The 11,751-nt window shown below is 44.5% G+C and carries 10 protein-coding genes; 1 reads left to right on the top strand and 9 read right to left on the bottom strand.

The features are described 5' to 3' along the window. The first annotated feature begins 27 nt into the window (after positions 1-27). Positions 28-636, top strand: coding sequence for a hypothetical protein (locus GQF01_RS33210; protein ID WP_161411482.1), 609 nt, complete (start codon positions 28-30; stop codon positions 634-636). Positions 637-688: 52 nt separating this feature from the next. Here GQF01_RS33210 and GQF01_RS33215 read toward each other — a convergent pair whose 3' ends face one another. The 9 genes from GQF01_RS33215 to GQF01_RS33255 form a co-directional block, all read right to left on the bottom strand. Then, positions 689-1,597: a phosphotransferase family protein gene (locus GQF01_RS33215; protein WP_161411484.1), complete on the bottom strand. Its 909-nt coding sequence runs from the start codon at positions 1,595-1,597 to the stop codon at positions 689-691. A gap of 48 nt (positions 1,598-1,645) precedes the next feature. Then, positions 1,646-2,410, bottom strand: coding sequence for a sugar phosphate isomerase/epimerase family protein (locus tag GQF01_RS33220; RefSeq protein ID WP_268894419.1), 765 nt, complete (start codon positions 2,408-2,410; stop codon positions 1,646-1,648). A gap of 125 nt (positions 2,411-2,535) precedes the next feature. Beyond that, a complete protein-coding gene (locus GQF01_RS33225) occupies positions 2,536-3,549 on the bottom strand; it encodes an alpha/beta hydrolase family protein (protein ID WP_161411488.1) in 1,014 nt (337 codons plus the stop codon). Between the two features lie 19 nt (positions 3,550-3,568). Further along, positions 3,569-4,384 (bottom strand): phosphotransferase family protein, encoded by an 816-nt coding sequence (locus GQF01_RS33230; protein WP_161411490.1) that lies wholly within the window; start codon positions 4,382-4,384, stop codon positions 3,569-3,571. A 712-nt stretch (positions 4,385-5,096) separates the two neighbouring features. Then, complete coding sequence (locus tag GQF01_RS33235) at positions 5,097-8,135, bottom strand: family 43 glycosylhydrolase (protein WP_161411492.1); 3,039 nt, start codon at positions 8,133-8,135, stop codon at positions 5,097-5,099. A 276-nt stretch (positions 8,136-8,411) separates the two neighbouring features. After that, a complete protein-coding gene (locus GQF01_RS33240) occupies positions 8,412-9,065 on the bottom strand; it encodes a M48 family metallopeptidase (RefSeq protein WP_161412095.1) in 654 nt (217 codons plus the stop codon). Between the two features lie 98 nt (positions 9,066-9,163). Beyond that, entirely contained in the window at positions 9,164-9,346 is a 183-nt protein-coding gene (locus GQF01_RS33245) for a twin-arginine translocase TatA/TatE family subunit (RefSeq protein WP_161411494.1), read from the bottom strand. 30 nt (positions 9,347-9,376) lie between these two features. Next, the gene (locus tag GQF01_RS33250; protein WP_161411496.1) at positions 9,377-10,585 is read right to left on the bottom strand and encodes a ZIP family metal transporter; all 1,209 of its coding nucleotides are present in this window, start codon (positions 10,583-10,585) and stop codon (positions 9,377-9,379) included. A gap of 19 nt (positions 10,586-10,604) precedes the next feature. Further along, positions 10,605-11,648, bottom strand: a complete 1,044-nt coding sequence (locus GQF01_RS33255; RefSeq protein WP_161411498.1) for a multicopper oxidase domain-containing protein — start codon at positions 11,646-11,648, stop codon at positions 10,605-10,607. Positions 11,649-11,751: the final 103 nt, after the last annotated feature.

The following is an 11,751-nucleotide window of genomic DNA, read 5'->3' on the forward strand; positions in this document are numbered from 1 at the left end:
CATGATGCGGAAAGGAAGTTTGCGAGTATGAGACAACTGACTTTGGCAATCCCTAGAGCTGCTGTTCGGGGTACATCGCTGGGTGTTATCTTCATGGCGTTATTCGGTACGCTCTGGGCTGGAATCGGAATTGGCGGGCTGCAAGGTTGGGGTTCAACTGGGCTAGTCATCGCGGCTGTACTAATTGGTATGCTATTGCTATCTGGCGGCATTTCGCTCTTTGCCGCCTCCAAGCGTTTATCTGAACCTGCCGAGTTCGATACACACCGCTGGAAACGCGTTTGGATTTGGTTCGGCATGATCTTCACGATAGAAGGTGTTGCAATTGGAGTCGCAAGCGCCATATGTACCGCTACAAACCATTTTAATCTCCTTTTTCCCATAATGGCGATCATCGTTGGTGTTCATTTCATTCCGTTAGCACCGCTGTTTCGGACCAAATCTCACTATGTAACCGGAACGCTCCAGACCTTACTTGCGATTGTTACACTTCTATTTGTACCTGAACATGCTACGCTTGGCGGTCATCCAGTAATCGCGTGGTGGCTCGTTGTTGGTTTTGGCTCCGCTTTAATCCTCTGGGCTACTGGAGTAAAGGTATGGCTTATAGGCAGAAGATGGATGATTACTCGCTAATCAACAAATAGCAATAGCGTTCACCTATACGTAAAGTGAACGCTATCCTTTTCTACATATAAGTTAATACTTGCTCCGCGTTGCGCTGCATATCTGCCGTTCGCTCTCTGAAAGCACAATAAGCGATATGGTCTAGGCCTATATGTAGGAGACAACAACGAAGCCGCAGCTCCAATTGAAGGGGTCGGCCCCCGTTCTTGTCCCAATGACGCTCCAGAATTCCCCTCAAGTCAACCATCTGCCACTGCGGATACCAAGACCACCAGTACAGGAACCAAGCATTGTCGTAAAGAGGATCGCCATAGAAAGCATTTCCCCAGTCGATTACCCCCGTCAGTCTTCCACCGTCCACGAGCACATTCCGGTTCAAGAGATCGTTGTGCACGATTCCACGGCATTCTGGTAATTGAGGTACGAGTTGACGCAGCGTCTCTACACCTGCGTCGAACACTTGTGCTTCCCGAGGCGAAGCGTCCAGCCGCTCGCGCCAGCCTGCTAGCCGATCCCTCGGCTCAGCCACAGAGAGAAGTTCAGCCCCCCAAGAAGGTCCAACTCCATCAGGCCGCCAGAGACCGATCCCTTGCGTACTTGTGAGATCATGCTTCTGAAGTTCATAAAGCGCGTCCAGCAATTGCGGCAGCACTTGCCGAATCTCATTTCCATCAAGATCATCGAGATGCTTCCCTGTTACACGTTCTGATATGGCATAGAATCCATTCTCCGTCTCTCCAACCTCTAATACCCTCGGAATTGGAAGAATCTCTGAATGGTAAGTACTCATCACTCGATCTTTCTCAAAATCTGCGACATAATTTCCGAAGCGGATAACCGCTTCATGCCCGTCAAGCAGGAGAGAATATGCACTTGACCAGTCACCTGCGGCAAGCGGCTGAAGATTCTGAGCACGCTCACCGAAGCGGGCTTTCACAAAATGATTTGCAGATTGCTTGAAATCCTCCACCGTGATTCCTCCTAGTTTCCCACAACCATGAAAAACTACGGCTTCTAATTAACCAAACACGCGCTTCATAAAAGCCAAGCTTTCACGCTGTTCTACCTCCGGATCTCTGACTGTGCATTCCGCGGAAATCATCCCCTCGTAACCGGCTGTTTGCAACGCGGCAACGAATTGATCATAGGGATATTGGCCTGTCCCTGGCGAGAATCTCCCTGTATCAGCTAAATGTATGTGATGCAGCCAACTTTTATTATCGATTAACGTATGTAGTGATTCTTTCTCCTCATCCATGTGATAAAAATCAGCTAAAACTCGAACAGACGGGTGATTAACTTGTTTCGCAAAGCTAACAGCTTCTGAGACACTGTTAATTAAGTTTGACTCTTTTTTATTTAACGGTTCAATCACCAGTGTCACGCCGGTCCCGGCAAATTCTTCTCCAATATGGGACAGCAGCTGAACAAACTGTTCCTCTGAGCGGCTTCGTTCCCAGCCATCGGGAATATTTCTCGATCTCCCGCTCCCCAGAACGACAGTTTTGGCTCCAATCTGATTTAACGCTTTAGCAGCTTTGTGGATGTAGCGCTGAAGGCGTTCCAGATCAACCTCTGGGCCAACAACTTTTATATCACCAGGGAAAAAGATATTAAATGCGCTAACAGGGAGCGGGCTATCCATAAACAAAGGTAATTTTGCCGCATATTCCTCTTCATTTTCCAAATTTAAGGAAACTAACGCACATTCTATGTAATCAAAACCCAAACCCTTCAATCTCTCTGCCTGCTGAATGTCACTGCACCAACCAAATGTGTACATCGTCTTCCATCCCTCTCACGTTCGATTTTTAATGAAATGAACTGATGATAGCGCATACAAACACATGCTAATTAAGACGCTTTGAACCGAAAAAAGTTTCTATCCTCTTTCCGGTTCGCATGAACTCAAGACCAGACGCGATGAAACCAATCGTATGCCACATTGCCTGATATCTCATGTGTGCCTTCAAAAAGATCTAATGCCAACTTCTCCTCTGATGCTAAGTTCTGATAGATGCTCCGAATCTGTTCATATGCTTCAAGCGTTCCCTGCACAGGAAAAATAGGATCGGCTTTTCCAGCTTCGATAAGAAGGGGTCTAGGGGCAATCAAACCGATTAGATCCGGCATCTCAGCTACTAATGACAGCCCGGGTATATAATTGTCAATGCAGTGATGAATGGATAGTATACTAGCTTGAAAAGTGTTGGTATAACCGCTAACAACCGCAGCCGATATCCGATTATCAATGGCTGCAGCGAACGAGCAGACGAGTCCGCCTCCTGATATTCCCATACAGCCTATTCTTGTGGCATCTACATCATCACGTGTGAGTAGATAATCTACGCATCGCAGCGTTTCGAATACACGATATCCAGCCATGGTTTGACCCATTGCCAATAGAAATGTAGAGAGACTTTGACAAGAATTCGACTCCTGAGTTTCCTCGCTCAATTTACGATCACCAAAACCTAAAAGCTCCGGCGCAACAACGATATAGCCTCTATTTACGAGCTCAACAGCAAAATCTTTCTGGTAACCTTTATCACCCGTTTTTTCCTCACCATCTATCGTTAAACCAACAATATCTTTACTTCCATATCCATGACCATGACAGGCAATAACAGCTCCTGCACGCTCTTCGCGCTCCTTTGGAATAAGTAGATAAATGGGCATGTAGAGGCCAGGATACGTCTGAATTTGAATTCTTTCACGCGTATAAGTGCCGCAATCCACACATTCTAAAAGAACGGGATCAAGTACGGGAATCTTCGCTGGATAACCACCAAGCAACTCAACGAAACGCGTTCGTAAACGCTCATTCCAGTTCACACATTCCTCTTGTGAACTCGCTTGAAATCTCTCGGATGGCGTTACACGCTCATACAGATGTTTAAAATACGGATCTGGACTCCACATGTCGGTCAGCACCTCGTTTTTAATTTTTTCGATAGAAGCGTTCTCTAATCACTGATCTCAACTGATCTTTCTCCTCTTCAGGAATCCAATCCTTCAGTCTAGCTGCAGCAATGGGCATCAACCATTGATCGATCTCGTCAAATCGCAGATGGGATTGAGTCAGATAATGGTTGATGTACACATCCCCCATCTGTTTTCTCACTCCTTCCAGTTGCTCCTTCACATGATCCGGAGCAGCATCTGGCAGGGTACCATAGCGGAGCAGAAGCAGTGTACGTGCAACGTCGCCTGCAGGATTGCCAATCATACCATCCGTCCAATCAAGGATCCATCGCTTTTCCCCGATCAAGACATTATCCGGATGAAAATCGCCATGGCAGACGCGGTTGCCGTTCGGCAGCTCCTCAAGATATTGAAGAATCGCATTCTTCTCATCAGGCGAGAGCTGATCAACTTGATGAATGTTAGAAGCCAACACTTCTTTTTGTTTACGAAAATGGTTGACTCCCTCATCTGCCGGGACTTCAAAACGATGAAGCATGACATGAATGTCAGCTAGCATGACAGCAAAATCATCCAGCTCTAGAGGATGCTCAACCATTTTCTGAAGAAGCGGCTTGCCATCTAGGTATTCAAAAATAATGCCAACCCTTTCCTCAATTTCCACTAGCCCATAAACTTGTGGCACAGGGATGCCAAGTGAAGCAACTCGCTTCGTTATTTCATATTCGTAAGAGATGGCTTCCTTTGGGAATCCGCTTCGGTAAAGCTTGATCACGCTTTCATGACTTTGCTGAAAAATTTCTGCTGTTCTACCCTCTGCTATTCGTTTCATCAAGCCTTCCTCTCTGCGTGACGTATTTCCTTATTTTAACATAGGTTCAACGCTTAGATCGATATAAAAAAATATGATGAATTTGACCGAAAAACGCGGCATGGTGTTCAAATAAGAGCCTGTAGTTCCGCTCCGAACGGAAAAAGCTCGTTCTTCTTCATATAGCGGACTGTAGTTCCGCTCAAGTAAAAATCTTAGCTAGAATCTCGCTAAGTTTTTTTGAAGTTTGTTATTGTGAGGTGAAAATTGGCTGTAGGTGAATAACGTGATGGGAATTTGTCAGGTTGGTATGGTAGCGTCGCCCGATTAGCCAATTTTCTGTAACGGACTCCGGCGCCGTTATTCTGCTATATTCAGCTGCATTTGAGATGCTATCGGACTGAGCGGGCATTAACTATGGATTTCGCAGCTGTTTCAGCCATTTCCATGGCCAATAGCGACTCCTGGGTCCGTTAGGCTCTAACGCTTATCCAAAAACAGCAAATAGCGTCATCTCAGTCCGTTAGACGACAGCCAATGCTCACACGTGCTAAATTAGCGGGTTGAACACCGCCATAGCAGCATTACCCACCACTTCCTCAAGTTGCCCTTTCAAAGTACCATCACCCTCATCAACAGCACTCTTCCACCAGTCCCCAAGTTCCGCTCACAATGTTCGACAAACCTAAAAAAAACCGTCAGGGTCCCAAGGTCCCTGACGGTTTTTTATCTTTTATTGAAACATCGCTCTTGCGATCACCGCAAGATCCGTAATATCAATGACACCGTCATTGTTGAAGTCTAATTTTTTGACCAAATTCCAATCTGGACTTGTCGTCGTTTTGCCATAGCTAGCTGCTGCAATGGCGATATCACCGACTGTTACTTTGCCATCCGAGTTAACATCTCCTGAAGGACTAGTATTTACGGAATTCGTAAATGCTTGCAAAGCTTGATTCAAGGTACTTGTTGCTTGATCGATTTCTGCTTGCGTAACCGCGTTTGCGGCTGCTGCAATAGCTGCATTGATCGCTGCTTGCAATGTAGCTTTGGATCCAGTTGGGTACTGCCCTGGTTCATGACCCTCAACAGCTGCTTGCAAAGTAGCCTGCGACTCAGCAATGAGTGCATTCAACGCTTCTTTGTTTAGTTCAACAGTGCCAGTGACCTGTACGTTATGCGTGACAGGGTTCAAGGAGCTCTCCACACCCGCAGAGTTGGCAAGTTGCACAGAAGAAAGCTGAATACTTGCGCTAGTTGTCTGTTTAAGTGCCTTCCATGTTAATTTAAGCAGTGCACCATCCGTGGAGACGGCATGATCAGCACCTAGGCTTGCCAACAGAATACGAACTTTGCCAGGCACATCCTTATTTACGCTGACTACTTCAAGACCACCCTTTAGTGATTCTGCCTTAACAAAAAGGAAGGTATCCGCGTCATAGTTGAACGTTAAATCCTGAGCGTAGATGGCATCCGATGGGTTCGTCGAGACATGCGCCAGTCCATAGTTCACATCGAAGTTATTTCCTACTGCGCTCTGAGTTGCTCCTGTGAGAGTTCCTGAAAACTCCGTTGGTTCAGTTGGCTCAGTCACATTAGGAACATCAGCTTTGTACAGTGTTAAATAATCTAAATTGACATTACCGATGCTGCTTTCATCAATGCGGTAGCTGATTACATTTTTCCCCGCTTGCAAGGTCAAACGTTCAGAAGCTGTAAACCATTCATCCCAGCTGATCGCTGTTTTGTCAGGTGCAATTGTTTTGGCATGTTTTCCATTGACATAGACATTGATTTTCGCTCTTGCAGGCAATTGAACCGTAGGATTCGTAGTAGATTCCCCATTCACTTGTTCCCCATAAGCATATCTTACGCCAACGATATAATCCCCAGCTTCAGCTGAATTAACAACAAAATTCGCTTCAGCACCTGCTTTTTTGGGCAAATTGATATACCCTGTTCCTTGAAAATTCAAATGGCTGTGATCTTTTGTAATATCACCTAACAGAAGTGCATCTTCGGCTTGATACATATCCCCTTGTCCCAAATCTCCTGAAGGCAGTTCCTGCCACACGTTTGGTGCAACAGGTGTCCCAAAATTAGGCGTTCCATCTGCATTCCAACCGAATTTTTTGATATTCACCTGACGCCACCAGTTACGTCCTGTATCTTGATACACCCGTGAATGATAGATCATCCAATCTTCCGTACCATCTACTGATTTTACAAATCCTGCTCGGGCTGGACCTGATACGTCACTAGTCGATACGAAAACATCATTCTTGCGCGTCCAAGAATTCGGGTTCAAGAAATCCCCGTCCGTATTCATAAAATAGGATAAGCGGTAACCGTCTGATGCATAGTCACCCTCTGACATCGTGATGAACACTTTGCCATCCCGTTGCAGGACACGAGGACCTTCCCCGCCTCCGCCTGGCAAGAAGGAGCGATCTACGCTAATTGTGTAAGGATTATCCATCGGAGCAATCGCAGGACCGATTGGTTCTCCATTTCCTAGAGTGCCCCAAACGGCATAGAGCTTCCCTTTATTTTCAAAAACCGTAAAATCGTTTGCTTGCTTATACACACCATTTTCTCCAGCATACAAAGCACCTTTGTCTACATAAGCCCCTTGAGGATCATCCGTTACGGATTCCAGAACAGTCGCCATATGCTTGTAATCATAAGCTTTCAAATCGGCACAGTAATAAATATACCATTTGCCATCAAAGAAGAAGATTTCTGGAGCGAATATCCGTGTTTGTGTACCTTGTGAATCAAAAACCAATTTCTTTTCCCCTTGGTCTGTCAAGGTTCGGGATTTGGATACATACACCTTATTCTCAGAGTCTAAGTTACTAGAAGAAACGAAGTAATAGAAACCGTCTTTGTAAGTGACAAATGGGTCCTGCCCTTGATAGAGCGGATTGTTAAATTTATTGTATACGGAAGAACTTGTCACACCCATCGCTTTCATAAATTCGGTACGGGATATGGATACGTTTTCAATTCCTTGGATTAAGGCTTCAACCTTATCTCTATCACTCATTTCCGCACCATCAATCGTACTAAGCAGCTCAGCAGCTGTTTGTTTAGATGCTTGGAGTTTGCTGCGATCACTTTCTGTTACTTTATCTGCAAAATTGTCTGCTAAATAATCTAACTTCTGAATTTCTGCGGTTAAATCACTTTTCTTCGTTACCAGCGTACGATCTGCTGGCAAATAAAGCGCTGATTCCGGAACGATCTGTCTTTGCTGACTTGCACTTTCCCATTCCATCTTGAGCCAAGTGCCGCCCCAGCCTTGCAAATATTCAACTTTAATATCGTAGTGTTTACCTGCTTCTAGAGAGATAGGCGTGCTTACCTGTGGTTTTTCCCAAGTTTGCTGCCAGAAGTCAATGATCAACTGACCATTAATCCATAGCCGGAAGCCATCATCTCCAACCATATGGAAGGTGTAGTCTTCTGTGTATGTAGGAACAATAGTACCTGTAAAACGAGCTGTATTATAATCAGGCGTTCCAGAGAACTGATTAAAAATACTGCCAAATGAATCCCCATTCAGATTGCCAATCGCTCGTGATCCACGTTTATCATCGAATTTGAATACGGTGATATCGGTACGATTATCTGGATTAGGCACACATTTAAAGAAATCCCCCATTAATCCATGTCCATCCAAAATGGGATCAGCAGCACGAGCATTAGGCATATTCATCGTGCATGCAAATAAGATAAAAGCCAAAAGAATCCCTATTACTTTTTTCATCGGTAATCTCCTATTCTCATATTCGTTTCTACTCCGTGGATATTCTGCTAACGCTCCGAGTGATTACAAGAAACAAAGCCAGCAGCCTCGTTGCCTAATGGCACAAACCGTGTTGCCTCCTTCCCCTGTCTTGCTGCGTGTTTTTAACTTACCATATTTCCAAAAATATAGATTTGCAATATCCCGCGCTTTTTTACAATAATCTTGCCTTTTTAATATAAAACAAAAAAGCCGACGCCGATTTCGTTCCGGCGACAGCTTTATTCCCTCTAAATCCTAAAGCGTCATGGCTTGACCATACCTGGCCAAGAACTCTTCTTTTTCCTTGTAATCTGGCATCATGCTGCCAACTCGTCGCCAGAAGGAGCGATCATGATTCATATGGGTGAGATGACATAATTCATGGATGATTACATAGTCAATCACCTCAATTGGCGCCATGGCTAAGCGATAATTAAAGGTTAATTTTTTGTCCGAGGAGCAGCTTCCCCACTTGGTTTTGGACTCCTCAATTTCAATCACTTTCGGTTTTACCTTTAATTGTGTTTGGTAGATCTTGATGCGATCGGCTATGACTTTCTTGCAGCTGGAGAAGTAGAATTTCTTCAGATTCATTTTCAATTCCTCTTCACTTAGCCCTGCAGTTTCAATTAATTCATGGAGTGAATAATACTTCCCAAGATGAAGGAATTTCCCTTCCTCTTGATACTCTTTTGCTCCTGCGGTCTGTTTCGCATTTTCGATGAGTTGTAATTTCTCTGCGATCTGTTTCCCATGCTGCTTTACAACAGTCATAATCGTCTCCTGGCTTGTATCGTTAGGAGCTTTAACTGTGATGTATCCCGTTGTTTCGATTTGAATCGATATCTTTTTTCTAACTCCATAGACAACATGAAATTCTATCGTCTTATCATCAAACTCAATCTTCATCTTGATCATCGTTCCTTTACTATCACTACAGTATTTCTATCATTTTACCTTTCTCATTAAAAAAAGACCAATCCCCTTGTTAAGGATTGGCCATCTACTCACTCGCCTTTTCGCTTCTCTGTGGTGGTATCTTCTTCTAATAACCCCTTCGTTCCTTGTCTAAACTCCTTGATCGTCGTGCCGAATGCGCGACCTAACTGAGGAAGCTTCGTTGGACCAAATAACAATAACGCAACTACAGCAATAATGATAACACCTGAAACACCAATGCCTGAAAGCATGATAAGCACCTACCTTCTATCTTTCTTATATTAGAATTTTACCATAAGAGCTGTGATGTACATAATTAGAATGCCAGCTGTTAATCCTCCAAAATTAAGCCAAGAGACGGGTGACAGGTTTCGCTTCGCAGATTCTTTAAGAATCATTTTGGAAATCACATAAATGACTTGAAGAATAGCACCAGCACCGATCCCGAAAAATAATGCGGCTAAAGTATCATTGAATATGAATCCACCGGCCCAAGTTCCGATGATGGCTGGACCGCCTGCTATTAATGCTAATGTAACAAAGGTTCTCAAGTTAGGACGATCCTTCAGGAGTGGTGCAGCGATTCCGACGCCTTCTGTAATGTTATGAAGCGTAAAACCAATGATCAGGAAAGTCCCTAACGCTGCCTCTCCGACAGCAAATGCTGAACCAATGGCAAGACCTTCGCCAAAATTATGCAAACCGATACCTGTGGCGATTTTCCGGGATACTCGGCTTCCCTCAAGCGTTCTGCTGCTTAATTTGCGATCATTAGACTGGTCAACAGCGATCAAGAATAGGCAGCTGAGAAGCGCGCCAAACCATACTAGACCAGTTCCCTGGAACACACCAGGAGCTTCCGCAGCCATTTCGAACCCTTCCTCGAAAGTATCAATGACAAGGAAAAATAACAATCCTATCGTCAAGGAAAGAATGACATGCATGCCTTTTACCGAAAACCGGCGCAAGAAGGGATACCATAACAGACCTAACCCCACAGGAATGACCCCAACATAAAACCCAATTAAGGCATATTGAGCAAAAAGCTTGCCTGTAGGCGTTGGCGTGGCAGCAGCTGCTGCAACCTCACCTGTGAAAATCAATCCATTGGACGTGATTAGTTTGACTTCATGCGGATCCCCTTGGACCCACGGATAAGGAATATTTATTGTGCCTCTTTCGAATCGTTTCAAGGAGTCACTTGGTGTGAATTCTGCGTTCCAGAAAGCTCCGTCAACGACGACCTGAGCAATCGTTATTTCTTCAGGACCAGAGTTCAGAACCTTCACTTGAATGCCGTCATCACTCAGCGTAATCTTCTCTACGTTCAGTACTTCAATTGGCGCAGCAGGCTCATTCTCAATCCCCGTACCTACTTTGGCAATTGTAGCAATAATTGCAATTAACAAAATAAGCGGAAGAATTCCCCATAAGATGGCCTTGACATTAATGGATGACGCCTTGGTTTCCTTTTGATCTGCGTAACTCATTGTACGATTACCTCCCTTCTTATTCGGCTATGAAGAAACCCATCCAGCCAAGCTCCGCGAATTCACTTTGGTGGGCATGGAACATATATTTCCCAGCGGATGGAAACACGATTTCCATAATACCTCGTTCACCTTGGCATTGCATAATTGTATCTGTAAATTGAGGACGAGCTTCCGGGTCCGCGCCTGTTGCATAATAGTTGAAAAAGTTCGCATGAAGGTGAAAAGAATTGATGAGATCAAATTCCGTCAGATTGCTGAGGTAAATGCGTACAAGTTCTCCGACCTTCACTTTGATTGGTTCTTGCTGATAGGCAAATGCGTATCCGTTTACGGTGTAAATTTCATTCTCACCATCGAGATCCAAATCAAATCCATTCATGACCATGCTCAACTCTTTGGCCGCTGCTCTTGGTTTCTTCGGATCAATGATGAAATTCCCATATAGTCCTTTATGAATATGTCTGGCTAGGGGAGCAACATGGCAGTGATACACATGCATGCCGGCAGGTTTTGCTTCAAATTCATAAGTAAACTTATCTCCAGAATTTACGGCCTCAAGCCCATCCATATTCGTAGGGTGCATCCCATGAAAGTGAATAGAGTGCGGGTGACTCGTTGCATTGCCGAAATGAATGCGAAGGACATCTCCTTCGGTACAACGAATGGTCGGTCCCGGAATTGTACCGTTAAATGTCCATCCTGGGAACTTAATTCCTTTGGCGATCTGTACTTCATTCTCATACGCTGTAATTTCATACTCACGCAGTGTTCTTCCATCAGGAAGTGTGCTTACTTTCCCATAATCAAATGCAGTAAGTGCTTTCTGTGCCGCTTTAAAACCCTCGGTAGCATCATTACTTGGCACATAACCATGCTTCATTCCATCATGCAGCTGCCCTTTCATTGCCTTATGAATGTCATGCTTATCTGCTACTAATGTCGACTTACCAAATAAAGTAGATGGATTCAATAAAGCAGCTCCAATAACGGCAAAAGCTCCAGCACCTCCCATCTTTAAAAGCTTGCGTCTAGACATCTTATCACCCGAGTTACGCAACATTGTTGTATCCTCCCCTATTTATATTGCTTGTTTACAATTTTTTTGCATCAAGGAAACTTTTTGGGTAAAAATTTTGTTTCCAGTGGGACAAAAAGTTTGCCCA

It is taken from the genome of Paenibacillus silvestris (assembly GCF_009882985.1).
In the GTDB taxonomy this organism is placed as follows: Bacteria; Bacillota; Bacilli; order Paenibacillales; family NBRC-103111; genus Paenibacillus_E; species Paenibacillus_E silvestris.

Excerpts from the sequence above, each read along its gene's own strand:
- GQF01_RS33210 (WP_161411482.1), top strand. The coding sequence starts at position 28 with ATGAGACAACTGACTTTGGCAATCCCTAGAGCTGCTGTTCGGGGTACA.
- GQF01_RS33220 (WP_268894419.1), bottom strand. The coding sequence starts at position 2,410 with ATGTACACATTTGGTTGGTGCAGTGACATTCAGCAGGCAGAGAGATTG.
- GQF01_RS33225 (WP_161411488.1), bottom strand. The coding sequence starts at position 3,549 with ATGTGGAGTCCAGATCCGTATTTTAAACATCTGTATGAGCGTGTAACG.
- GQF01_RS33230 (WP_161411490.1), bottom strand. The coding sequence starts at position 4,384 with ATGAAACGAATAGCAGAGGGTAGAACAGCAGAAATTTTTCAGCAAAGT.
- GQF01_RS33235 (WP_161411492.1), bottom strand. The coding sequence starts at position 8,135 with ATGAAAAAAGTAATAGGGATTCTTTTGGCTTTTATCTTATTTGCATGC.
- GQF01_RS33240 (WP_161412095.1), bottom strand. The coding sequence starts at position 9,065 with ATGAAGATTGAGTTTGATGATAAGACGATAGAATTTCATGTTGTCTAT.
- GQF01_RS33245 (WP_161411494.1), bottom strand. The coding sequence starts at position 9,346 with ATGCTTTCAGGCATTGGTGTTTCAGGTGTTATCATTATTGCTGTAGTT.
- GQF01_RS33250 (WP_161411496.1), bottom strand. The coding sequence starts at position 10,585 with ATGAGTTACGCAGATCAAAAGGAAACCAAGGCGTCATCCATTAATGTC.
- GQF01_RS33255 (WP_161411498.1), bottom strand. The coding sequence starts at position 11,648 with ATGTTGCGTAACTCGGGTGATAAGATGTCTAGACGCAAGCTTTTAAAG.